This is a genomic window from Methanobacterium subterraneum (genome assembly GCF_002813695.1).
Classification (GTDB): Archaea; Methanobacteriota; Methanobacteria; order Methanobacteriales; family Methanobacteriaceae; genus Methanobacterium; species Methanobacterium subterraneum.
This window is the reverse complement of sequence record NZ_CP017768.1, coordinates 920,018-944,078: the sequence shown is the minus strand read 5'-3', so window position 1 is coordinate 944,078 and position 24,061 is coordinate 920,018. Positions and strand designations below refer to the sequence as shown.

The following is a 24,061-nucleotide window of genomic DNA, read 5'->3' as shown; positions in this document are numbered from 1 at the left end:
AGCACAACTGGAACCACAATTATTATATCCGGACACACCCGAACCATTATTACAGGGAATAAACATAACAACTAGTTACAAAGGAATAAAGAGAATATTTATTTGCAAGGAATAAACATCAGATTATTATTTCTAAATTCACCATAAACAATTTAAGAATAAATTATTATTAGAATATAATCCATATTATTTAAGAATACCCCATCAAATTAAATACAATCCAGTATTTAACAATACCAATCAAAAAGAAAGTTCTAAATTAACGTAAACCCGTTTATACCATAAATCTATTTTTATGAGGTTAATTCAATGAAGAAGACATGCTCACAATGTAAAGGAAAAGGAAGGAAGGTAGTAAGCTACAAAATATGCGAAACCTGCCATGGAACCGGAGTATCCGGTGAAGTAGATATAAAAGGCCATCTCAAGGGCTTATCTGGAGGGGCCAGGGAACGCTTCCAGCTTGACGAAGAACAGGAAGTACCTTGTAGTGTATGCAGTGGTAAAGGGGAAGTGGAAGTCACCGAAGAATGCCCAGAATGCCAGGGAGAAGGAGAAATAAACCTGTGCATCAATTGCGGTAAACCCCTAGAAAAGGGAGACTACTGTGATGACTGCCAGAACAAAACACAGGTATACATATTACACCCTGCTTCGGAAATGAGTGACCTGGAAGTGGGAGAACACTACAAAGGGAAAATCACCAGAGTGGAAGACTATGGTGTGTTCGTAAGCCTCTCCAAGAAACTTTACGGACTCTTAAGGCTCAGAAACCCACCCTACAGTGTGGGTGATGAGTTATTTGTCCAAATCATCGAGATCAAACCCCGTCGGGGAGAGGTGGACCTGGCACCTGCCGCTATCAAGGGATCCTACGACCTGGTGAAGGTCAAAAAAGAGATTCCCCGCACCCGAATCGAAGAACTCACCCCTAAAATTAAGGGAAGAAATGTATGCATAGTGGGTGAAGTGGTGCAGATCCAGCAAACCAGTGGCCCCACCATATTCACCATCTCTGATGAAACCGGGATCACCTGGGCCGCAGCCTTTGACGAACCTGGAGTACGAGTCTACCCCAACATCAACGTTGATAACATGGTGGAAGTCCTGGGAGAAGTATCACTCCACGGGGGCAAAATCCAGATAGAATCCGAGAACATCGAACGCCTGCACGGATCAGAAGCCACTGAAGCAAGAAAACGTATCGATGAAGCACTGGATGAACGTGCTGTACCTGAAAACCAGGAACTCATACAGGACGCACCCATACTCCAGAAACTCCAGCCCAGACTGGTCAAAGCCGCTAAATCCATACGTAGGGCTGTTTTAGATGGTAGGAGCCTCCTGGTACGCCACCACGCTGACGCCGATGGGATCTGTGCAGGTGTGGCTGTGGAAAAGGCAGTGATACCACTACTACAGGAGATCAACCCATCCAACGATGCTGAATGGCATTACTTCCGCCGGTCTCCCAGTAAAGCACCCTTCTATGAAATAGAGGATGTGGTGAAGGATTTAAGTTTTGCCCTGGAAGACCAGGAACGACACGGACAGAAACTACCCCTCCTAGTACTCTTAGATAACGGATCCACAGAAGAAGACATCTTAGCCTTATTGAAGGTTAAAATTTACGATATAGAAGTTGTGGTGGTGGACCACCACTACCCTGGAGAGGTCACTGATGGCCGGGTGGCAGTGGATGACTACGTGGATGTTCATGTGAACCCATATCTAGAAGGAGGGGACAGTCAGGTCACTGCCGGTGCACTGGCAGTGGAACTTGCCCAGATGATCAACCCGGAGGTGAAGGACAGACTCTTACACCTGCCGGGTATTGCTGCAGTGGGAGACCATGCCCGATCACCCGAAGCACAGTGGTACATCGATCTTGCCGGGGAAAAAGGCTATGATCTTGAAGATTTGGATAGGATCGCCACTGCCATTGACTTCGAAGCTTTCTTCCTGCGCTTTATGAACGGCAGGGGAATCATGGATACTATACTTGGTCTGGGTAATCGTGAAAAACACACTAAACTGGTGGATGCATTATACACTGAGTCCCAGAGAAGGGTGCAGTGGCAACTGGCAGCTGCCTTACCCAACCTGAAAACCCAGAGTTTCCCCAATGGTATCATCTTCAATGTCCTGGATGTGGAGAAATTCGCCCATAAATTCACCTACCCTGCCCCGGGTAAGACCTGTGGTTTCGTCCATGACAGTATGGTACAAAAGCATGGGGAGGAAACACCAATCATCACACTAGCCTACGGGCCGGACTTTGGAGTTATCAGAGCCACCGATGCTGTTAACGAGATATTCGGGTTCAACCTTAACACCATAATCCAGGAATTATTGGGTGAAATCCCTGAGGCTGGAATTGATGGTGGTGGCCATGAATGTGCCGGTAGTCTGAAATATGTGGAAGGACTATCCAAGAAGGTGCTTGAGAGCTTTGCGGCTAAGGTTGCTGGCTTAAAAGCATCATAATAATTTTTTTCGATTTTCTACCTTCTCTCCATTATTTTCCCTCGTACATCTGTTCCCTCATTATATTTTGATTTTTTCTAATTTTCCCCATATATGATTCCCTATTTTCCCCATATTCCCGATTTCCCATATTTTCCCCATATTCCTGATTTATTATCCTGATTTAAATGAATATCTCAGAAATGGTTTTTTTATTATAATTCTTCAAGTAATATTCAGTTTTTTGTGAATATTTGAACCCTTATAATTGGATTTATATCCTAATTAACTCTTTTTCAATGGGGATTCTTTTTTCCCTCTGTAATTTGTGATAATCCTCACAAAATAACTTTTAAAGTTTATGGATATGTGAAGGGTTATTCTTCAATGGAAACAATATTCCAGGACCATATCAATATTCTGGAAAAAATACCTCATTTCTCAATTTGGGGAGTTTTAACATTGGAACTTGGGTTAATGCTGATTAAGTGTTTTAAAAAGGAAAATAGAAGTGTAATGAAAATGAAACCAGTATATAGTTACGAAAAAATGGAATATTCAGGGGTGAACATTTAATGTCCAGCAAGAAAATGGAAAGATTATCAAGTGGAATTCCTGGTTTTGACGAAATATTAATGGGGGGATTCGTACCCCGACGCTCATACCTATTAAGGGGGTTACCAGGAACTGGAAAAACAGCCCTGGGGATGCACTTTTTAACCGAGGGTGTTAAAAATAATGAAAAAGTCCTGTTCATCAATATGGGGGAGCCTACCGCCCAGGTAATAAGCAATGCCAGGAATATGGGCTTTGAAACTGAAGGTATTAACTTCCTGGATCTTAGTCCTGATGAAGATTTCTTCGCCAAACAGGAGGCTTATGACATATTTTCCCCAGCAGAAGTTGAAAGGGAAACAACCACCTCTCAAATAACTGAAAAAGTACAATCCCTGAAACCAGTCCGTGTTTTCCTGGACCCTATCACCCAGTTCCGGTATTTATCCACCGATGAATTCCAGTTCCGAAAACAGGCCCTTTCATTCCTCCGCTTTTTAACAGATAATGGAGCCACAGTCCTATTCACCTCTGAATTCAGTGACCATGACCCTGATGACGATCTCCAGTTCATGTGTGATGGTATCATAAACCTGGATTTCTTCAAGGATGGCCGTAGTTTAGCGGTGAGTAAATTCAGAGGTTCTGGGTTCAGGTTTGGTTTTCATTCCATGCGCATCACTCGTCAGGGTGTTAAAATTTATCCTCGATTGCGACCAGTGGTTACTGAAAGGGAATTCATCCAGGAAACCATATCTTCTGGTGTTCCTGAGATAGATGAACTACTTCATGGTGGTATTGAACGGGGTACCACCACTATAATCAGCGGACCCAGTGGGGTGGGTAAAACCACAGTGGGAATACAGTTCATGAAGGAAGCTGCCGGCCGGGGGGAACGTTCCGTGGTTTACACCTTTGAAGAAAGTAAGGAAAACCTGATCAACCGGTGTGAATCCATTAACATACCAATCAAAAGCATGATAAAGACGGGTATGCTCGCGGTGGTTCCAGTGGAACCCTTACGTTACTCTCCTGAGGAATTCGCCCAGCTGGTGCGTAAGGAAGTTGATGGGAATGACTCCAAGATCGTGATGATCGACAGCACCTCCGGTTACACTCTCTCCCTCCGTGGGAAGGATCCAGTGAGTAATCTCCATGCCATGGCCAAGTACCTCACCCGCTCTGGTGTCACGGTTATACTCATAAACGAAGTGGAAAACATCAGTGGAGAAATAAAAGTAACTGAAATTGGTATCAGCTACCTGGCTGATAATATAATGTTCCTCAGATATTTTGAAACCAGCGGAGAACTACGCAAATCTATTGGTGTGCTTAAAAAACGTTTAAGCGACTTTGAGAAAAGCCTCCGGGAAGTACGCATCACCCAGTACGGTATCCGGGTGGGACCTCCACTCAAGGATATTCGTGGAATACTAAGCGGCACCCCGGAAAACATCAAAAACTAGGAATGCTAGGTTACCTTGGGGGTATGATTTAAATGTCTAAAACAGTAATACTGGCTTTAAATCGCAATCAGCGGAACCTGGACATTTTAATTAAAATTTTAGGGGAAGAAGGATACCAAGTTATAGGGGTTTTAAGTCCTGAAGAACTGGACAAAGAGGTTGAAAATCAGGGAACCATAAACCTGGTACTGATGGACATATCCGGATTCAACCGGAGTATCTGGGACTCCTGTGAACGTCTCAGAGTATTGGAAATCCCATTTCTTGTACTAAGCCCCCAGCACCAGCAGGCTGTGGAGAAACAGAGTAAAATACATGGAGCTCATGGGGTACTGGTAAAGCCACTGGTGGTTAAAGAACTCTTACTCCTGATAAAAAGTTTCATTGAGGAATAGGAGATATATGGGTTTAACAACCAGGGTTTATCACTGTTGCGGGGTGGGGTTTAATTGGGTGGTGAATTTGATATTTCTAAAGTACAAGTATAGGTTTTATTGGGAAAATTGCTTTTATTATAATGAGGGATTACTATGGAATCATCAGAAACCATCTTAATATCCATGGTTAACCATAAAAACAGTGAAATGGTTGGACAGCTTCTTGGTAAGGATTACAATATAATATATGATGAATCAGACATTTCAGAGGATTCTCCTGATAGTCTGAGTATGGTTATCATGGACTTACCTTCATGGGCCCCTATCAAAGACCAGGTTAAAACCAGGAAAGAGAAAGATAAACCTCTTTTCCTCCCCTATCTCCTGGTTACTTCTCCTAATGATCTTTTAAAGGTTAAAAATGATGTTTGGAGTAGTTTTGATGAAGTTATCACGGTCCCCATTACAAAAATGGTACTGCAATCCAGGGTAAGGGTTCTTCTACAGACCCGCCGACTTTCGGTGCAGGTTAACCAGCTCCTGCAGGATAAGGAGATGCTGATGAAGGAAATTCACCACCGGGTTAAAAACAATCTGATGATCATTTCCAGTCTCCTGAGTCTACAGTCCAGGTACATTAAGGATGAAGAAACCCGGGAGATATTCAGAGAAAGTCAGAGTAGGGCTAAATCCATGGCACTTATCCACGAGCGACTGTACAGATCAGGGGATGTTAAGAACATTGATTTTCCGGATTACCTTCGATCACTTACCCGGGATATTTTTGATACCTACCGTACCAGCAGGGGGCGGGTCCAGCTCCAGATGGATGTTTCGGATGTTAAGATGGATGTGGATAGTGCAGTGCCCCTGGGACTAATAATCAATGAACTGGTGACTAACAGCCTTAAATATGCATTTCCTGATGATCAGGAGGGAACAATAAAGATAAACTTCCACCTTGAAGGTGATGAATACGTGCTGGAGGTCATTGATGATGGAATTGGAATACCAGATGATTTTGATGTGGTAAAAAGTGACAGTCTGGGAATGTTACTGGTGAGCAGTCTCACCTCCCAGATCCAGGGAGAACTGGAACTGATAAGCAAGCAGGGAACCACCTTCCGGATAAAATTTAAGGAATAAATTCCAATAACCCATTTTTTAAAGAAGCAAACTTCTACTTTTTAATTAGGACTCTCACTTATTACCTAAACTCATTTCTTACCTAAATGTCATTACTTAAATTCCCATGCTCAGTAAACTAATGAATACTACCAGTATCCATTCACCATCCACCAGGATATCCATTTGTAACCTGTTTTTGGTGCCTGAAAAATATAGAATATAGGCGTAACCATAGATTACACAGAATATCAAGGGGATGATTAATACCGAAAACAAATCAAAGGCCATAACAAGGTAAATGAAAAATAATAGTGTTGTGTTCAGTAGGAGTAGTAATTTTATGGTGCAGGATGCCCCTATAACCACTGGTATGGTCATGGCCCCGGTGAGCTTATCCCCATCTACATCCATTAGATCAAAAAGAACGGTGTTAATGAAGCTTTTTATGAAGAAAAAATAAAATATCAAACTCATAACCAGTAGATTACTGTTATAATTCACCAGGGGCAGGAAGGTGTTACCAACAGTCCAGCTCAGGGCCACTACGAGACTCTTCACTGCAAATATATCCTTTAACCGGGGGATACGGGGATGGACCTGTATACTGTATATCACCCCAGCCAGTAATGGGAAGAGGAGCACCAAAATCACCTGCCATCCATGCAGGATTCCAATAATCACCGCCAGGATGTAGGCAATAAATGAACTGTAGGTGAATAGTTTCTGGTGACTGGAGATGAGATTTGATCTTTCCGGTGCATTCAACTGGTCTTCTTCAGTATCTGTAATCTTGTTTAGACCGTAAACTGAGTATATAACCAGGAAAGTGGCCATTATAAGTTGGTAGGAAACAGGGACCCCATATAAATAAAAAGAGAAAAATGTTTTTAAACAACCATTAATGGCAATGAAAATGGAACTGGAAGTTAATATAACCAGTAAACTTCGCCAAAATTTATAGTTCGAGTTTCTCAGCCTGGTTTCTATAGTGGTAAAATAGCTGGTTACCCCAGGTAACAGCGTCATGATCATCACTTATCAGATCTTTGGTATTATCGTATTCTCCATTTTCATGGAATAAGCCCAATGATAAATATTTATCAGTGACGGTAAACGCAATATTCACATCATCTGGAATAACCCAAAATTTGACTTTATCCCTGGACATGAAATCCTGAAGGTACTTCAAATTATCTCCATCAATACCCTCCATGGTCTGGTTAACTATCTCCTGGGTCAGTATGAGTTCTACATCTATATCGTGTTCAACCACCAATTTCTGGTATAAACCAATGTAATCGAAACGGAAAATAGGTGAAACCCCTTTAATATATTTGGATCCTGATATTATCTTTTGATATGTTTCATGGGGTTTGTAAATTTCCCCTGATTCTGATTCAACCAGTACTGAGTTGTGAAGATCTCCGATCCTCTTTATTAAGTGGAGGGGTATACAGCTTAGATCATGACCCATCCACAATCTCTGGAATTTACTCACTGCAGCATTGGTTTTTATATATTCAATAAGATTAATGGTGATTATTTTACCAAGGGGTGTTAAAGAATATTTTTCACCTTTCTTGGTGCTTATCTTCCTTTTTTCCAGATCACTGAGGTTATGGGATATGGTGGAACTGGTGATTCCTGTTTCTTTTTTCAGTGCGCTCATGGTTCCATGGCCTTCACTGAGGCAGATAAGGATTTTAACTCTAACTGCAGAACTGGAAGTGTATTTTAATAGGTCCTTTGTTTCAGTATAAACATCAAGATAGTTAACAGTAATATAAATCGCCCCCACGAATCTTGGTAATAACGGTTTTCGAGTTTTAACTAATTTACATTTGATTCTTAATATAACATTTACTTCCCTAACTATTTTTAGTAGTAATTACTTAATAACCATTGTTCTTAGTATACTAATTAGAACAGTTAAAATTAGTACTATGGGCAAATATTGTATTATTATTGCAGGATGTATTTTCTATAATCAGGAATTGATTATAATCATTCTATTAAATGGAGTCATTTTTTTAGACTAAAAAAAAGGAATTAGGAACTAGTTAAAAACAAAGGATTATTTAAATAAAGTTTTTATCCAATCCAATTATGTATATCCATCCCCACCACAGGCAGGACAGCTTATTTTCCCATCCCCACCACACTTGGTGCATGTGGTTTTAATTCCACCGGTTCCTCCACAGGCAGAACAGGTTTCTTCATGACATGCTAGAACCGCAACAACATGTATTACATTGGGGTTAGAAACACCTTTCCCATCTATGTAAACTTTCCCATCCCCACCACAGGTGACGCATGATCCTTTAAGCTTGCCACTTCCACCGCAACTGGTGCATTTGAGCACACCACTTCCACCGCACTTGGTGCAGGTGACTTTCTGAGCCTGCACAGTTTTCTGGTTATTGGCCGGTTTTTGTGTTTGTTCCTGTGTTCCAGAGTCATTTCCAGCCACAGGGCTACTTACCGATGTGGCAGCATTATTCTGCAAGGGATTACTTGATGGTAACAAAAAACTACAGGCAGTGGCGCCACTAATAGCCACAATCAATACTAAAACTCCCACTAAATATTTGGTTTCCATAGGTTCACTTCCACAAATAAAATTTTATTATTAATTTTACCATGTACTAAACTATTTTCAAGTATTATGTAAATAAGTTTTCTTTTGAAAGTAACATAAAAACTTCAGTGGACTAAATGGCCGTAAATGTAAGCAACACTCACAAAACAGGATAATCTCCCAAAGAAGGCCAAATATAATTATATTATGTGGGGACATAGTATAATTAAAGTTATAGGAGAGGTTTATTAACTGGAAGTATGTTATAATTTGTTATATCTTAAATGATGGGTATCTATGATATCTAAAAGACCTAACTATTATTGAAATACTCTATTTTTAATTCAACTTCAGTTATATCTTTAAAAAATAATATAATCACTTTAATATTGTTAATAGTGAATATTTTGGGTTTAAAATATTCGTTTAAAATCTCTGGCTTGAAGTTGGATTATTACATTCATAGGTAAAGTGTGAGTTAAATTTTCATATAATTACATTCTATTTGGTGGTTGGGTTATTACCTATCCCAGTGTAACTTTGATATTTTACATTAAAATATTGCGGTGTGCATTATTTTGTTACAATTGATCATTGTCCTTTTACAGTGTTTGTTCTCTTTTTAAAGTTTTTATTCTCTGTGCTGGTTTTTGAGGGAATATTCTGTTAAAGGTTTTTACTCGAGGTTCTGGTAGTAATCGCAGATTTCATTTAGGGGGCATTCCTGGTGTCTTGGTGACTGGGGGCGGCAGATATTCTGTCCGAACTGCACCATGAGATCGTTAAGTTCTATCCAGTACTCCCTGGGAACTATTTTTTCAAGTTCCAATTCAGTTTCTTCCGGGTTTTTGGTGTCAACCAGTCCCAGTCGGTTACTTATCCTGTGGACATGCACATCCACTGGAATGGCAGGTTTCTGGAAACCGTAAACCAGCACACAGTTGGCGGTTTTTCTTCCCACTCCCGGTAGTTCCAGGAGGCCCTTCATATCCTCCGGCACCTGGCCCTTAAATTCATCCAGAAGTTTGCGGGATACTTCAACTATCCTCTTGGCCTTAACATGGTAAAAACCAGCCGGACGGATGAGGGGCTCCAGTTCAGCCGGGTCTGCCTGGGCAATCTCAGTCATGGTATGATATTTTGAGAAAAGTTGTGCTGAGGCCCGGTCAGTGTTATCGTCCCGTGTTCTCTGGGACAAAATGGTCCTTATAAGCACCCGGTATGGGTCTCTATCTTCAAATACCCTTAGATCGTACTGCTGCTGCAGACTTTCCATAATCAGGTCAATACGTTCTCTAAGATCCATTTTCTTTATCCTTTTAAAGTTTTTAATAATTTATATGCAATTTGCTATCCTAAATTTGCTATCCTAAATTGATTCAAACATTTTTCCCAAACTTTCATTTGCAAATTAGAAAATCATTGCAAATTAGAAAAACTGGGCTGAGAAATTTACTAATAAAGACTTCACACACCAAGTTGAATTACTTTTACATTGAAGTTGAATAATTTCACTCATAAAGTTTGATTATTCCATGTAAATAATCCCTCTTTAATAATTGACTAAATAGAATCATAAGTGGTAAAAATGTTTCCTTATTAAGTGTGGTTGATAAATCTTAGAATTAATCAGGTTAAAAAGATAGATAAGGAGAGGTAAAAATATATATAATTGATAAATCTTAGGTATGATGTGATTTATCTTCTTATTTATGATTTAATTATTTCCAGAAGTGTTTCCACCCCATCCAGGATCCCCTCTCCATCCTGGGCTATGGTTGGAATTACAGGGGCATCAGAATCTATTTCCAGGTTGTTGGAGTTCAGATCCTGTTTATTAGAGAAAACAACATAGGGGACCTTGAATTCTTTTAAACGTCCTAGAATTTCCTGATCAGTAGAGGTGATTCCCTTACTGTTATCCACCACCAGTATAGCTCCATCCAGGCCCTCTGAGAGTATCCTGCGCATGAAGCGGAAGCGTTCCTGACCGGGGGTTCCGAAAAAGTGCACCTTTTCCCCATTGATCATGGTGCTACCGTAATCCAGGGCTGTGGTGGTTCCATTGTACTCAACTTTGGCCCTGTTATAACATATCTGTTCTAAGGTTGTGGTTTTCCCTGAGTTATAAGCTCCTAGAACCACAATTTTGGTTTCATTGCTAAGTTTCATTTTAACCGCCTGCTAATATTCCAATGTTACATAAATATTCAAATCTTCTATTAACCTCAGTGCATATTACCTATCCCTTACAAGTATTAAGTTATTATCTTATTTAATAAATATCTTTTATTAAACTATTCCAGTATACCTTACTTTTTTCTATTTTTTTAAATGGAAAACATTGACTGGTTCTAAATGATTTCCACAGGGCATCCCAAACCCATCATCACCTGGGGGAAATTGGGAAAAGACACTTGGTGTGAAGCTGCATTTTTGATACGCATATCTCCAGTGAGGAGTCCCACCAGGGTTAGGGCCATAACCAGACGATGATCACTGTGACTTTCCACTTCACCACCATGAGCTCCTCCCCTGATAATGAGGCCGTCTGGTTCTTCTTTTAACTGAACACCTAGTTTACTCAGTTCCAGGGCCATGGTATGCACCCGATCCGTCTCTTTGTAACGGGCGTGTTCAACTCCCATTATATGGCTGGTTCCCTGGGACACTGCTGCCAGGGCAGCAACTGTAGGTAAAAGATCAGGTGAATTTTCCAGGTTCACCTCTATTCCCTGGAGGTTGCTTGTGAACAGAAGATCACCGGTAACATTACTGGATTTTGTAGAATCATCAATTCCAGATCTAGATGACTTATCATTCCGGGATTTAATACTTTTATCCGGTTCCAGAGTTCCCTTCACTGTAACCTGATCTTCCTTTACAATAAGATTAGCACCCATATTTTCCAGGATATCCACTATTATCTTATCACCCTGTTTAGAGCCTTTGAAAAGGTTTTGAACAGTTATCTCTCCCTCTAAAAGGGCAGCAGCACCTAATAAGTAGGATGCTGAAGAATAATCTCCTTCTATGGTGTAATCCCTGGCTTGGTATGTTTGTTTTTCTAGATGGAACTGATTTCCAGGTCTCTGCTGGCAGTACACCCCGAATTTATCCATTATGTCCAGGGTCATCTCCACGTATGGTCTGCTTTTGAAATCTCCAATCACCTGAAGATCAACCGGATTCTGGGCGTAGGGAGCTGAAAGCAGGATGGAAGAGATGTACTGTGAACTAACATCTCCCTTAATCTCACTTCTACCCCCAGGAAAACCACTGGTTATAACCATTGGTGGCAGGCCATTATTACGGGTGGAGTAGGCCTTAACTCCAAGCATACTGAGGGAATCTAACAGGTCCTGCATGGGTCTTCCCCGCAGGGAATCATCACCAGTGAGCACGGTGCAACCTGGGGTTAGACCGGTCATGGTCGTAAGAAAACGGAGGGTGGTTCCACTGTTTTTAAGGTCCAAAACATCCCCGGGAGTTTCAAGATCTCCACCAGTGCCCTGGACAATGCAATGGTCATCCCCTACTTCAACTTCACACCCCAGGGCCTGGCAGGCCTCGAGAGTGGCCATGGTGTCGGCTGAATAGAGGGGATCCTGCAGGCGGGACTCACCCTCTGCCAAGCAGGCCACCATAAGAGCCCGGTGGGTGTAACTTTTTGATGGAGGTGCCTTAACCACTCCTTTTATTTCACTGGCCTGTTCTACCTTTAATTCCACATTAATCACCAATTAAACATCATCAATCAACTTTTCGTTGTGATTTATTTGTAATGGGTCATTGATTCTACATGTAAAGGTGTTAGATCACCAGTTCCATTACCAGGTCCATTTCCTCAAGGAGTAAAAGTTCCACTTTTTCCCCGGTACGGCCTACCAATTCTTTACTGGTTGAAATGTAGTCAGCAGTGATCAGGGATCCTTCAATATCAATGGAACCATCTTCTTCCAGGGAATCAGCTATTTCTTGTGGATCATGGGACTGCAGATATTTAACTATAACTGGGGCCTGTCCCTTGAACTCTGGTCCGATCTTATCCATACGGGGAGTGATTTCCACCACGATCTCCCGTACATCTGGTTTCCCTTCACTGACCATCAACTCTTCAATACGCATGGTGCCCTTGATATCATCTTCTAGAGTTAAAAGGTGGTTATACTTTTCAGGAGAATTGGAATAGATGGTGGTAGCCTTGAGGGGGGTGTTGAGTGGCATTTTCCTGCTGGCTTTGAATCTTCTTAACTCACCAATGACTTCGGCGCCCAGCTGTCCAATACCATCGGCCACTGGATCCACCAGGTCTTGTACCACTTCAGGCCAGGTTTCCTGGTGAATGCTCCTGAAAACATCTTCATCCCTAGTTTTATCCAATTCTCCCACATTATCATTTTCTGCGCTACTTTTAGCATTTCCGTATCCTTCCAGGTAGTAATGGATCTCCTCGGTGAAGTGGGGAGTGAATGGGGCCATTAGCCTTAAACATGTTTGGATAACTGTGTTCAGGGTGTAAAGTGCAGCCTGTTTGGATTCTCCTTCTTCATCAGTGTACAGCCTGTATTTAACTGCTTCGATGTAGTCGTCGCAGAAATCATGCCAGATGTAGGCCTGGATACGGTTACGGGCATGGGCAAAGTTGTAATCATCCATGGTATGGGTGACCTCTCCTACCAGCTGGTTTAAACCAGATAGTATCCATTTATCCAACGGTTTTAAGGTGGTTTTAATGGATTCAACATCATTATTTGCACTGTAAGCTGCCAGGTGCATGTTAACGAATCGGAAGGCATTCCAGAATTTCCGGAGGAATTTGTAGCCGTGCTGAACATCCTTCCAGGCGAAGGGCACATCTGATCCTGGTACGCTGTTGGCTGCCCATAACCGGAGGGCATCGGCACCGTACTCCTCCACCACATCCTCAGGGGCAATGACGTTCCCCCTGGATTTACTCATCTTATGTCCATCTTCCCCGAACACCATCCCGTTAACCACCACATTCTGAAAAGGTGCGTCTCCAGTGAGGGCCAGGGTACGTAGAATGGTATAGAATGCCCAGGTACGTATGATGTCATGTCCCTGCTGGCGGATGGTGGCTGGGAAGAGATCCTGGTACTCTTCACCAGGCCAGCCAGCGATTACCAGGGGGGTGATGGAACTGTCCATCCAGGTGTCCAGTACATCTTCTTCTGCTATGAATTCTGTGCTTCCACACTGGCATGGTTTTGTGGGTTGTGTTTGGGTTGGGTCCAGGGGTACTTCCTCTTCAGAGGGGACCATAACCTCTCCGCACTCTTTACAGTACCATACTGGTATGGGTGTGGCGAATATCCTCTGCCGGCTTATACACCAATCCCAGTCCATGCTACCAGTCCAGTTCAATAGACGGGTTTTCATGTGTTCTGGTATCCAGTCCATGCCTTCGGCGGCATCTATGATCTGGGGGTTCATTTGTTTAACTGCCACGAACCACTGTTTTTTCACCAGTATCTCGATGGGTGTTTTGCATCTCCAGCACTGGCCCACGTTCTGGTCTACCTTCTCCTTACGGGTGAGGAATCCTTCCTTATCCAGGTCTTCCACTATTGCATCTTTACATTCTGTGAGGGTGAGTCCACTGTATTTCCCGCAGACATCCTGCATTATTCCCTGTTCATTGATGGCCTCAATGATGTCCAGATCATAGCGGTTCACCCAGGTTACGTCAGTTTTGTCCCCGAAGGTACAGATCATAACTGCTCCAGTACCGAACTCGGGGTCCACCTCTTCATCGGTGATAATCTCCACTTCCCGGTTAAATAAGGGTACCTGTACCTTTTTACCAGTGAGGTGCTGGTAGCGTTCATCCTCTGGATGTACCACCACTGCTACACATGCTGCCAGTAATTCTGGTCGGGTGGTGGCAATGGGAACACCTGTTTCACCAGCAGGGTCAGGAAATTCAAGGTAGTTGAGGAAAGTTTCATTTTCCTGGTACTCAACTTCAGCAAAAGCAATGGCAGTTTCACAGCGGGGGCACCAGTTCACCGGGTGCACTGCGCGGTAGATCAGACCCTCATGGTACATCTGCAGGAAGCTGCGCTGGGTTTTTTCCTTGTACTCAGGGGTCATGGTTACGTATTCTCGGTTCCAGTCCTGTGAGTATCCCATACGTTGCATCTGGGTCTTCATACCCTGAATATTCTCTTTGGTGAGTTCGATGCACATCTGCCGGAATTCCTCCCGGGGAACATCGTTCTTCTTAATACCGTGGATCTCCTCCACCTTAACCTCGGTGGGCAGGCCGTGACAATCCCATCCCTGGGGGAACAATACTGAGTGCCCCTGCATACGCTTCCATCGGGCTAATAAATCCATGTAAAGCCAGTTAAGAACATGACCTATGTGGATTGAGCCAGTGGGGTATGGTGGTGGGGTGTCAATAATATAGCGTGGTCGTTTTTCATCAGGGTTGAACTGGTAGAGTTTCATTCGCTGCCAGGTTGCTTGCCAGTTTATTTCATTTTCGTGATTGTAGTCCTTGGGAACCTCAACTTCCTTCATCTTAGGTCTCCTCTTAATAAATCATTAGTAAACTCTAAAATCAGCCAAATTATTAGCTAAATTAATACAAATTAATATATATGCTTTCAAGTTAAGTATTTCTATAGTTTATTAATGAATGGATATAATTATAGCTATATTATAGCTACATGATATAAAATTACGTTGATAATAAAAACCTTGATATTAGGATAGATCAGTACTTGTAGATTGATCAGTAATTAAGATAGATCAGTACGGGTGAGATAAGCTAATACTTGAGTAAATATTATTGATTCCTCAATCTGAAAAGGTTTCTAAATACCCTAAGAGTTTCTAAATAGCTTAAAAGTGATAAATAATCCTTAAAAGTAGTAAATACCGGTGGATATAATATGGAAATACTGTGGTTTTACATTGCGGTTATTCTGGCAGTGAGTGATGAGGCCCATAGTCAGATATTCTGGAAGGTGTTCTTTGATTTTTATGTCCTCCTGGCCGGAATGATCCAGAGAATAATGGGTTCTAATATCCGGATGTGGGTGGTTCATGAGGTCCTGGAAGCCGTTTTTCACTTTATATTATTATCCCTGGTATTTTTATCCCTGGAGATAGGGTTTTTAGCAGCTGTAATTCACCTGGTTGTGGACCTCTACCACGAAGTGGCGGGGTTAAAAATGAACTACCTTCAACACCGTGCCCTTCACTTTACAGTAGAATCACTGTTCTTTATAATGATACTGGGTATATAATATGTGGATGTAGTTTTAGATAATTAATCTCAATTATAAGTTGATCTAACTGGATCATCTAGAAAAAATAAATAAATGAGGAAAAAGTCATGCCAGTTATAAAATTCACCTACACTGATTTGGAAGAACTATTGGAAATGGAAATAGACAAGGATGAACTCATTGATCTTCTCCCCATGATTGGGAGTGATATTGAGGAGTATGATGATGAAGGGGTAAAAGTGGAGTTTTTCCCCAACCGGCCAGACTATTTGAGTGTGGAGGGAGTTGCCCGGGCACTTAAAGGTTTCCTGAAAATAGAGGAAGGAATACCAAAGTACCCTTTAGAGCCATCTGGAACCAGCATAACCATTGATCCGGGACTTAAAAATATCCGACCTTACACCGCCTGTTGTCTGGTCCTTAACGTGGAATTTGATGATGATAAACTTCCCCAGATCATGGACTTCCAGGAAGACCTGCACTGGGTTATTGGACGGGACCGTAAGAAAGTAGCCATTGGAATCCACAACCTGGACGTGATAAAGGGTCCTTTCCGATATTTTGCTGCAGATCCTGATGAAGTATCCTTCGTACCCCTGGAATCAGATGAGGAAATGACCCTCCGGGAAATACTCACCCAACATAAAAAAGGACAGGCCTATGCCCATTTAATAGACCAGTACGACCGTTACCCATTGATTATGGATTCTGAAGATAAAATACTTTCCATGCCTCCTATTATCAATGGGGAGCTCACCAAGCTTACCAGTGATACCAGGAACCTATTTGTGGATGTCACCGGTACTGACCAGCAGGCAGTGGAGCGAACCCTGAACATTATCGCCACCAGCTTCGCTGAATCTGGGGCTACCATTCAGACCATGGAAAACATTTATCCGGATGAAACATTCATAAGGCCTGATTTAACACCGAAAGAAAGAACATTAAGCTTGAAAAATGCAGTAAAACTTATTGGAATACCATTAACTCTGGATATGGTGGTAGAATCCCTAAGAAAAGTCCGTTTTGATGCAGAAGTCGCTGATGAGGATACGGTCTTGGTTAAAATACCTCCTTACCGGGCTGATATCCTCCATGAGGTGGATATAATTGAGAATGTGGCTATTGGTTATTGTTTCCGTAAGATAGAACCGGAACTACCTCAGGTAGCCACAGTGGCCCGGGAAGACCCTTACCTGGAGTTTGATCAGAACGTCCGGGAGATCATGAATGGACTCAGCTTCACAGAGGTTATGAGTCTCATGTTAACCAACGAGGAGAACCACTTCCAGAAGATGAAACTCCAGGAAACGGAACGGGTGGAAGTAGCCCAACCCATAAGCCAGGACCGGACCATGATCAGACAGAGTCTTCTAAATGGATTATTGGAGTTTCTGGAGGATAACAAACACGAAGAACTACCCCAGAGGATCTTCGAAGTAGGGGAAACAGTCTTCCTGGATGGGGAGAATGAAACCCGGACAAAGGGTAGTAAAAAAATGGCAGCCATGATCACCCATTCACAGGCCAACTTCACCGAGATCAAATCAACCAGCGATGCCTTTATAAACAATCTGGGGCTGGAAATGGTTATTGACGATCTAGATCACCCCAGCTTTATCCGGGGGCGTTGCGCATTACTAAAAGGAGTGAAAAAAGAAACAGGTGAGATATGTGTTGAAGGATTCTTCGGTGAAATGAATCCAGAGGTTATACGGAACTTTGAACTGGAGTATCCGGTGGTGGCAATGGAAGTGGAGTTTAAAACCCTTAAATAAACTCCACTACATTCAGGTATTAATAAAAAGTTTATACCTTCACTCTACATCAAATTGCTTTTTTTCGCTTCTTTTGGATAACTTTTCAAAAGTTATCCATGCAATTATTATAATAACGAATGCTTCAGCTGTTAAAATGGATATGCTGAACATTGTTATTTCATTGAATTGTCCATTTTGATACCTGAACATATTTGTTAGTCCCACTAAAATACCAAAAAGGATGGAGATTAAAGCAAAAGATGTAATGAGGTATATTTTGCTTTCTTTGACTGTGTGGAATAAACCTGCATTTGTAATTTTAAGGGTATAATATACCATTCCTATTAAAAATATCACGAGTTCAGTTAGATACTCCTTAAATGGTAAATTCATTACAACTGATTTGAATAATATGGATGAAAATAACAATGCAGATACTATTATGAAAGCATGTGTCCCATATCTGTTCTGTATTTTTTCAATTCGTTCATCTTTAATTTTTTTAATATTCATTCCTCCCAGAATAAATCGTTTAATGTTTTTCCCAAAGCTTTACAAATAGCAATACATAAATTTAAGGACGGATTGTATTTTCCTAATTCAATAAGTCCTATTGTTTGTCTGGTTATTCCAACAAGTTCTGCAAGTTGTTCCTGTGATAAATCCATTTCAACCCTTGCAATTTTCATTCTTTTATTTTTCACTATTTTTACCTCCACCACCCGTATGCAATATATATGTTGCATAATTCTAATTATATATTGCACCTTATAAATGTTATCTATTTTTATCTTCAAGTTTGAACTTTAAAGATGCATACAATCAATAGATTTGAGATATTGATGAAAAATAAGAATATTATACCAGAAACTTACAACTTCCGAGATAAAATAATAAAAAAATGAAATGAAGGTAATTTATGTGATAAGATGGAATAAACAACCCTATTTTAATTTAAAATCTTTTTTTTTTAATTGAAAGTCCCTTCAATTGATTTTATATTCTAATTTAATTTTTTATACTCTTTAATGAAGGTTCTTAATCCTTTCCAACAGTTTTTAGATATCCATTTTAAACGAATTTTAAGCATTCCCTTAAATTATTCCCTTATTTTAAGCATCCCTTCAAAAAATACAAGTTTTATTATTGATTTTTATAACAATTAATCTATAACTATTAATCTCCCATAACAGTCACGGTAAGTTTCCTTTGCCGTGGGCCGTCCAGTTCCACAAAGAAGATACTCTGCCAGGTACCCAGCATCATCCTACCATTCTCGAAAGGTATGGTTTGGCTGCCCCCTAGTAAGAACCCACGGATATGGCTGTCAGCATTGTTATCAATACCATCGTGCTGGTAACCCACACCCTCTGGAACCAGTTTCTGAAGGGCTAACTGGAAATCATTAACCAGACCAGTTTCATTCTCATTGATTACCACGGCTGAAGTGGAGTGACGGCTGTAAATATTCAACAGCCCATCTTTAACACCACTAGTTTTAAGCACTGCATCCACCTCAGGGGTGATATCCTGAATCTCCACCCTCTGGGAGGTGTTAACCTCCACAGTTCCACGTTTTAAAACCATCAAAATCCCCCTTATTTATCCTATAAATCCTATATTTGTCTTTAAAATAGATAATAAAAATTTTATGAATCTAGAAAACTCTGAACTGAGTTTGTACTTCAGTTTGATCCATAATCCGTTCACAGTAATGGCAGCGCAGTATCAATGGTTCCTTCTGCAGGACAGTGAAACGGGTGGTAACTGGTTCATCAGTGTTGGTGATGCAGTTGGGATTGGAACAGTTTAAAATACTGTTAATCTCATTTAAGAGATTCACCTTACCCTTTCCCACAATTTCATAATTCCTTATAATGTTGATGGTGGCGTATGGTGCTATGAGTGCAATTTCATCCACTTCCCGGGATGCCAGTTCCCGGCCTTCGATCTTAACAATATCCTTACTTCCCATTTGGCTGGACTGTACATTCATGGCCAGGGTCACTGCAGTTTCCTTACTGGGAAGTCCCAGTATCTTAAGGACTCTCAGGGCCTTGTTAGCACTGATATGGTCAATTACGGTTCCATTCCTAATGGGTTTTACCTTCAGTTCCCAGGGAGTTTTCATGTTTCACCATTTTCTTATTTCTAGAAGAAATATATTCTGATAATATTTTATAAGATTATCCCCCCTGGTGATTACCAGCCTATCCTGAACCGGCTAATTATAATAGAATTTCCGCTTAATTTTGGAGAATAAGGATGGATCCTTCAAATAAGCATGGATCCTTCAAATAAGGATGAATCCTTCAAATATGTAGTCCTATTGCAGTAATATTAAAATTAGTTTTATTTTCAGGTTTTTTTTAAGAAATAATGGTATGGAAAATAGTGGTTGAATAGTTTAGAATATCCTCATTTTGAAAAAAATGGATTAAAAAAAAGATGTGGTGAAAATAGGATTTAGGGATTGTATCCTATTTATCCAGAATCATTTCAATGAATTTGGCGTACACTGGCCTGGTGATGAAAATTCCAATGAGCACTCCCAGAACCGTGGTGAAGGCAAATCCAGAAAGCACACCTATTCCTGTTGCTCCCCTGCTGAACCCAATATAGGCCAGTGGTAACATGGCCGCGATCAGGGTTCCGGCTGCAGCGAATATTATGAAGAATGCGCCTTTAATCTGTGACCGTACACCTGCCAGTCTTCTTCTTTTACCCTTCTTCTCACTGAATCCCTTGAGCACCTCATCGGTGATGATGATCTGGTCATCAACCCCGGTACCAATGGCTGCTATTATACCGGCAATAGCTGCCAGGTCAATGTTCCAGTGGATCACTGCAGCGGCTCCCAAAACCAGTATTAACTCTGCAATACTGGTGATTATGATGGGAACAACCAGTATGGGGGTACGGTACCTTAGGATAATAATGGCAGCAATAACCACTAGGGCTAATAAACCGGCGATAAGAGCACCATTAATGAACTGATCACCTAAATCTGCGGATACACTACTAACTCCTACTATTTTGACTTTAACTGGTAGAGCACCAGATTGTAAGAGGGTTTGCACACTTTTAGCTTCAGTCTGAGCTTCTTCTTTGGTAGCTGCCCCGCCACTGATCATCACATCGGTGGATGGATTTCCATTGGCCAGTTCTTCGGCAAGCTCCGGGGAAGTGATCAACTCATCATCTAGATACATCTCCACAGGGACTCCGGCCTGGCCTTTAGCAACCTGGGCAAATCGATTGGAACCATCTAATGACACGGTGAATGGGACCTGCCATTGGGTTCCGGTCACCTGGTAAGTTTTCACCTGGGTGATATCTGATCCCACCAGCGCAGTCTGGTTGTTGATCTTGGCCTCGAATTTACCGTTACTTCCCACGATCTTGGCCACATCTTCAGGTTGAACCCCCGCAATCTCCACAATTACATTCTGGTTTCCACTGGGATAAACTTTAACATCTTTAACCCCGAAAATGTTCAACCTTTTATCCAGAACCGCGGTAACCGTGTTCATGGTGGCGGTGTCCACTGGTTTTTCCAGCTGGATCTGTATAGTAGACCCACCTTTCAGATCCAAACCCTGCTGTATCCCTAGAACAGAAATAGCACCAATACTGGCAATAACCAGAACTATCAGGAGTAGCACTCTTTTATCTTTTAAGAATTCTTTGAGTTTCATTGGCGTGCCTCCGTGTACCATCTCAGTATTCCAAGGTTCATGAGCCAAGTGGTCATAATATCAGCTACCAGTCCAATTATAAGGACCGCAGCAATATCAGCCAGTGTCTGGGCTGCTGGTATTAAAAACACCACCACCAGGTACAATGCTACCATGGAACTAGTGGATGTGATAGCCATGGTTATACCTGTTTTCATTGCATCTTTAGCCCGTTGAGTAATAGTACCTTCTTTCCTCTTAAGGACTCGAGTGGTGAGGAGTATGTCGGTATCCACACTGTAACCAATGAGCATCAGCAGTGCTCCCACAGAGGCAATGGAAAGGGGTATGCCAAACAGGCTCATCCCACCCACTGCTATGACTATATCCGAAATTGCAGCCAGAATAATGGCCATGCTGGGTACGACATCACGGAAGATGATGAACACGGTTATACTCATGAAGATGAAGGCAAATGCCAGTGCATAGTAAATTTGGGTCATTGATTCTGCGCTCAACACTGGCCCCACTGATCGGTAACTGGTTATGGTACCGGTTTCCTTTAGTGCCGCCGATATTTTAACCACATCGGTGTCACCGGTGATGTCCACTGTGGCCTGGTCGTTGTTAATGGATTTAACATCAACCTGTTGACCTGGGACAGTGGAACTAATTATTGATTGCAATTCGTTTTGACTAACGGATTTTTCAAGCTCTATAACCACTACTGTACCACCCTTAAGTTCGATGCCCTCATTAATACCCATGGTGGCTATTAATACCAGGGAAATGATGGTGATCACTACGGGGATGGCGATTAGTGGTTTGTATGATTCTAAGAATCTTTCCAATGTTATCAATTAAATCACCAGGTCTTATCCTAACATTTTTTTTTTTTATTAGGGATTAATGTGAATGTAAAAATTTATTATTTTATTCACTCACACTTGATTTATATCCCATATATAGGGAGGTCTTCCTCTTTTACAATCTCTTTAATGTTTTCAACGAGTTCTTCAGTTTTTTGGTTACCAGTTTTGATCTGGAATGATTTGATCATACGCCCTCCGCGGGGTTCTATTTTTTCCCGCATCCGTTCAATTACCTTCTGGCCCCCGGAACTTCCCATGGTGGCAAAGAGGATCACATCCTTCCCTTGGAAGTCGCATTGATCAATTAGGGTTATTATTGCCGGTGCTGGTTTTCCAGCCCAAGTGGGACTCCCCACATAAACCAGATCATAATCAGTGAGGTTCACTGTCTCCGGTTTTATTAAAGTTTTATTCTCACGGAAAGCATCCAGCGAAGCTTTCACATAATTAAGCGCACCCGCCCGGTTGTTCAGGTCGGTTATTTCCAGATAATCTGCGTTAACTTCCTGGGCCAATGTTTTGGCTACCAGGGCAGTTTTCCGGGTTCGTGAATAAAACAGGATCATGGTTTTCATAAAATTTACCTCAAAACTCAAACAATAAAGTTTCACTCCTAATAAAGTGGAAAAATCAGGAAAATAGTAAACCTTTGATCATCACAGTAAATGGTAGATATCTGCCTCTGGCGATAATCTCTGTTTTTATGTAGAATTAATGGGTTTACTAAAGTTTAATGAAATTTCTCACTTTTTTCTCTTCTTCTCATAAAATATATGGATCAAAGTTTATAAAGGTTTAGGGGGTGTAGGTCTCCCTTGGATGCACAGTAATTTATGCCTTTTTTTCAGTAAAAAAAGGAACAATCTCAAGGATGTAAACCACAACCTTCCATGGACATGTTTTCAGGGAATCCACACATCAGGTTCATGTTGGCCACTGCCGCCCCAGAGGCACCTTTCACCAAATTGTCAATGGCAGAAACAACCACTAATCGGCCGTTTTCATCAACTTCAAAACAACCTATATGGCAGAAGTTGGATCCACGCACTGAACTTAAACGGGGGGTTTCACCCGTATCCAGCACCCTTACAAATGGTTCAGCCTGGTACTGTTTATTATATAGATCCACAATCTCCTCTGAACTAATCTCCTGGTTGGGGAATGAGTGGAGGGTGGTTATAATACCTCTGATTACTGGTACCAGGTGAGGGGTGAAGGAAACACGAACATCACCAAATTTACCGAGTTTTTCCTGGATCTCAGGCATGTGACGGTGAGTGGTGACAGCGTAGGGCACTATATTATCGCTGATATTGGGATAATGGGTAACAGGGGTGGGTTTAATCCCGGCACCGCTAACCCCACTTTTGGAGTCTGCAATAAGAGTATCCACCAGCCCTTCCTTTACCAGTGGAATACCTGCCAGGATAGCTCCAGTAGGGTAGCATCCAGGGTTAGCAACTAGATTGGCTTTTTTGATCTCCTCTCGGTACATCTCCGGTAACCCGTAAACTGCATCCAACGGTTTTTCGTGTTTGAGATTGTACCATTTCTCATAGGTCCCTATATTGTCGAAGCGGTAGTCTCCACTGAGATCAACAACTTTAATTCCCTTATCCACTAACTGGGGAACTATACTCATGGAAGCCCCGTGGGGGGTGGCGGTAAATCCCAGATCCACATCTAGATCATGGGGGGATTGGTCCGTAAATTCTATATCCAGATCATGGAGGTGTGGATGTACCTTCCGTACTGGGGTGTTTGCATACTGCCGGGAGGTGGCAGCTACCACTTCCACTTCTTCATGAACACTCAGGAACCTCAATAGTTCCCCTCCAGTGTAACCACTGGCTCCGATAATTGCTACTTCTAACATATTTCTCACAATTACTTTTTTCGCGACAATAGGTATTAAAGTTA

The 24,061-nt window shown here is 41.7% G+C and carries 21 protein-coding genes; 6 read left to right on the top strand and 15 right to left on the bottom strand.

Going from position 1 to position 24,061, the window contains the following annotated elements; all coding sequences use genetic code 11:
- The first annotated feature begins 309 nt into the window (after window positions 1-309).
- From BK009_RS04465 to BK009_RS04445, 4 genes are all read left to right on the top strand, one after another.
- Window positions 310-2,487: a DHH family phosphoesterase gene (locus BK009_RS04465; RefSeq protein ID WP_100909143.1), complete on the top strand. Its 2,178-nt coding sequence runs from the start codon at window positions 310-312 to the stop codon at window positions 2,485-2,487.
- Between the two features lie 554 nt (window positions 2,488-3,041).
- On the top strand, window positions 3,042-4,487 hold the full coding sequence (locus BK009_RS04455) for an ATPase domain-containing protein (protein ID WP_100907899.1): 1,446 nt from the start codon (window positions 3,042-3,044) through the stop codon (window positions 4,485-4,487).
- A 32-nt stretch (window positions 4,488-4,519) separates the two neighbouring features.
- Window positions 4,520-4,882: a response regulator gene (locus BK009_RS04450; RefSeq protein WP_100909142.1), complete on the top strand. Its 363-nt coding sequence runs from the start codon at window positions 4,520-4,522 to the stop codon at window positions 4,880-4,882.
- Between the two features lie 135 nt (window positions 4,883-5,017).
- Window positions 5,018-6,010 carry a sensor histidine kinase gene (locus BK009_RS04445; RefSeq protein ID WP_100909141.1) on the top strand — a complete coding sequence of 331 codons (993 nt, stop codon included), beginning with the start codon at window positions 5,018-5,020 and terminating at the stop codon, window positions 6,008-6,010.
- Window positions 6,011-6,106: 96 nt separating this feature from the next.
- On the opposite strand, the gene BK009_RS04440 is transcribed toward BK009_RS04445, so the two are convergent.
- From BK009_RS04440 to BK009_RS04410, 7 genes are all read right to left on the bottom strand, one after another.
- Complete coding sequence (locus BK009_RS04440; RefSeq protein ID WP_100907896.1) at window positions 6,107-7,018, bottom strand: UbiA family prenyltransferase; 912 nt, start codon at window positions 7,016-7,018, stop codon at window positions 6,107-6,109.
- The gene (locus BK009_RS04435; protein ID WP_100907895.1) at window positions 6,948-7,790 is read right to left on the bottom strand and encodes a helix-turn-helix transcriptional regulator; all 843 of its coding nucleotides are present in this window, start codon (window positions 7,788-7,790) and stop codon (window positions 6,948-6,950) included. The genes BK009_RS04440 and BK009_RS04435 overlap by 71 nt, the downstream gene beginning before the upstream one ends.
- Before the next feature lie 306 nt (window positions 7,791-8,096).
- The gene (locus tag BK009_RS04430) at window positions 8,097-8,591 is read right to left on the bottom strand and encodes a hypothetical protein (RefSeq protein WP_100907894.1); all 495 of its coding nucleotides are present in this window, start codon (window positions 8,589-8,591) and stop codon (window positions 8,097-8,099) included.
- Window positions 8,592-9,246: 655 nt separating this feature from the next.
- Entirely contained in the window at window positions 9,247-9,876 is a 630-nt protein-coding gene (locus BK009_RS04425) for an endonuclease III domain-containing protein (protein ID WP_100909140.1), read from the bottom strand.
- Between the two features lie 404 nt (window positions 9,877-10,280).
- Window positions 10,281-10,742, bottom strand: coding sequence for a GTP-binding protein (locus BK009_RS04420; RefSeq protein ID WP_100909139.1), 462 nt, complete (start codon window positions 10,740-10,742; stop codon window positions 10,281-10,283).
- Between the two features lie 182 nt (window positions 10,743-10,924).
- Window positions 10,925-12,301, bottom strand: coding sequence for a 3-phosphoshikimate 1-carboxyvinyltransferase (gene aroA / locus BK009_RS04415; protein ID WP_100909138.1), 1,377 nt, complete (start codon window positions 12,299-12,301; stop codon window positions 10,925-10,927).
- A gap of 82 nt (window positions 12,302-12,383) precedes the next feature.
- Window positions 12,384-15,119, bottom strand: coding sequence for a valine--tRNA ligase (locus BK009_RS04410; RefSeq protein WP_100909137.1), 2,736 nt, complete (start codon window positions 15,117-15,119; stop codon window positions 12,384-12,386).
- Between the two features lie 374 nt (window positions 15,120-15,493).
- Here BK009_RS04410 and BK009_RS04405 point away from each other — a divergent pair, with 374 nt between their 5' ends.
- Window positions 15,494-15,850, top strand: a complete 357-nt coding sequence (locus tag BK009_RS04405) for a hypothetical protein (protein WP_100906126.1) — start codon at window positions 15,494-15,496, stop codon at window positions 15,848-15,850.
- 89 nt (window positions 15,851-15,939) lie between these two features.
- Entirely contained in the window at window positions 15,940-17,610 is a 1,671-nt protein-coding gene (gene pheT, locus BK009_RS04400) for a phenylalanine--tRNA ligase subunit beta (protein WP_100907890.1), read from the top strand.
- 39 nt (window positions 17,611-17,649) lie between these two features.
- Here pheT and BK009_RS04395 read toward each other — a convergent pair whose 3' ends face one another.
- The 8 genes from BK009_RS04395 to argC form a co-directional block, all read right to left on the bottom strand.
- Window positions 17,650-18,105, bottom strand: a complete 456-nt coding sequence (locus BK009_RS04395; RefSeq protein ID WP_100909136.1) for a DUF6773 family protein — start codon at window positions 18,103-18,105, stop codon at window positions 17,650-17,652.
- Window positions 18,102-18,296, bottom strand: a complete 195-nt coding sequence (locus BK009_RS04390) for a helix-turn-helix transcriptional regulator (protein ID WP_100906129.1) — start codon at window positions 18,294-18,296, stop codon at window positions 18,102-18,104. Before BK009_RS04390 ends, BK009_RS04395 begins: the two co-directional genes overlap by 4 nt.
- A gap of 472 nt (window positions 18,297-18,768) precedes the next feature.
- A complete protein-coding gene (locus BK009_RS04385) occupies window positions 18,769-19,179 on the bottom strand; it encodes a secondary thiamine-phosphate synthase enzyme YjbQ (RefSeq protein ID WP_100909135.1) in 411 nt (136 codons plus the stop codon).
- A gap of 70 nt (window positions 19,180-19,249) precedes the next feature.
- Window positions 19,250-19,723, bottom strand: coding sequence for an aspartate carbamoyltransferase regulatory subunit (pyrI, locus tag BK009_RS04380; RefSeq protein ID WP_100906131.1), 474 nt, complete (start codon window positions 19,721-19,723; stop codon window positions 19,250-19,252).
- A 349-nt stretch (window positions 19,724-20,072) separates the two neighbouring features.
- Window positions 20,073-21,290, bottom strand: coding sequence for a preprotein translocase subunit SecD (locus tag BK009_RS04375; RefSeq protein ID WP_100909134.1), 1,218 nt, complete (start codon window positions 21,288-21,290; stop codon window positions 20,073-20,075).
- Window positions 21,287-22,129 (bottom strand): protein translocase subunit SecF, encoded by an 843-nt coding sequence (locus BK009_RS04370; protein WP_100909133.1) that lies wholly within the window; start codon window positions 22,127-22,129, stop codon window positions 21,287-21,289. Before BK009_RS04370 ends, BK009_RS04375 begins: the two co-directional genes overlap by 4 nt.
- A 92-nt stretch (window positions 22,130-22,221) precedes the next feature.
- On the bottom strand, window positions 22,222-22,716 hold the full coding sequence (locus BK009_RS04365; protein ID WP_100909132.1) for a flavodoxin family protein: 495 nt from the start codon (window positions 22,714-22,716) through the stop codon (window positions 22,222-22,224).
- A gap of 290 nt (window positions 22,717-23,006) precedes the next feature.
- Entirely contained in the window at window positions 23,007-24,017 is a 1,011-nt protein-coding gene (gene argC / locus BK009_RS04360; RefSeq protein ID WP_100909131.1) for an N-acetyl-gamma-glutamyl-phosphate reductase, read from the bottom strand.
- Window positions 24,018-24,061 lie beyond the last annotated feature (44 nt).

What these genes read in the sequence shown, in the direction of transcription:
- BK009_RS04375 (WP_100909134.1), bottom strand. Translation starts at nt 21,290, where the DNA reads ATGAAACTCAAAGAATTCTTAAAAGATAAAAGAGTGCTACTCCTGATA.
- pheT (WP_100907890.1), top strand. Translation starts at nt 15,940, where the DNA reads ATGCCAGTTATAAAATTCACCTACACTGATTTGGAAGAACTATTGGAA.
- argC (WP_100909131.1), bottom strand. Translation starts at nt 24,017, where the DNA reads ATGTTAGAAGTAGCAATTATCGGAGCCAGTGGTTACACTGGAGGGGAA.
- BK009_RS04450 (WP_100909142.1), top strand. Translation starts at nt 4,520, where the DNA reads ATGTCTAAAACAGTAATACTGGCTTTAAATCGCAATCAGCGGAACCTG.
- pyrI (WP_100906131.1), bottom strand. Translation starts at nt 19,723, where the DNA reads ATGAAAACTCCCTGGGAACTGAAGGTAAAACCCATTAGGAATGGAACC.
- BK009_RS04410 (WP_100909137.1), bottom strand. Translation starts at nt 15,119, where the DNA reads ATGAAGGAAGTTGAGGTTCCCAAGGACTACAATCACGAAAATGAAATA.
- BK009_RS04455 (WP_100907899.1), top strand. Translation starts at nt 3,042, where the DNA reads ATGTCCAGCAAGAAAATGGAAAGATTATCAAGTGGAATTCCTGGTTTT.
- BK009_RS04465 (WP_100909143.1), top strand. Translation starts at nt 310, where the DNA reads ATGAAGAAGACATGCTCACAATGTAAAGGAAAAGGAAGGAAGGTAGTA.
- BK009_RS04425 (WP_100909140.1), bottom strand. Translation starts at nt 9,876, where the DNA reads ATGGATCTTAGAGAACGTATTGACCTGATTATGGAAAGTCTGCAGCAG.
- BK009_RS04405 (WP_100906126.1), top strand. Translation starts at nt 15,494, where the DNA reads ATGGAAATACTGTGGTTTTACATTGCGGTTATTCTGGCAGTGAGTGAT.
- BK009_RS04445 (WP_100909141.1), top strand. Translation starts at nt 5,018, where the DNA reads ATGGAATCATCAGAAACCATCTTAATATCCATGGTTAACCATAAAAAC.
- BK009_RS04365 (WP_100909132.1), bottom strand. Translation starts at nt 22,716, where the DNA reads ATGAAAACCATGATCCTGTTTTATTCACGAACCCGGAAAACTGCCCTG.
- BK009_RS04420 (WP_100909139.1), bottom strand. Translation starts at nt 10,742, where the DNA reads ATGAAACTTAGCAATGAAACCAAAATTGTGGTTCTAGGAGCTTATAAC.
- BK009_RS04395 (WP_100909136.1), bottom strand. Translation starts at nt 18,105, where the DNA reads ATGAATATTAAAAAAATTAAAGATGAACGAATTGAAAAAATACAGAAC.
- BK009_RS04430 (WP_100907894.1), bottom strand. Translation starts at nt 8,591, where the DNA reads ATGGAAACCAAATATTTAGTGGGAGTTTTAGTATTGATTGTGGCTATT.
- BK009_RS04440 (WP_100907896.1), bottom strand. Translation starts at nt 7,018, where the DNA reads ATGACGCTGTTACCTGGGGTAACCAGCTATTTTACCACTATAGAAACC.
- BK009_RS04385 (WP_100909135.1), bottom strand. Translation starts at nt 19,179, where the DNA reads ATGGTTTTAAAACGTGGAACTGTGGAGGTTAACACCTCCCAGAGGGTG.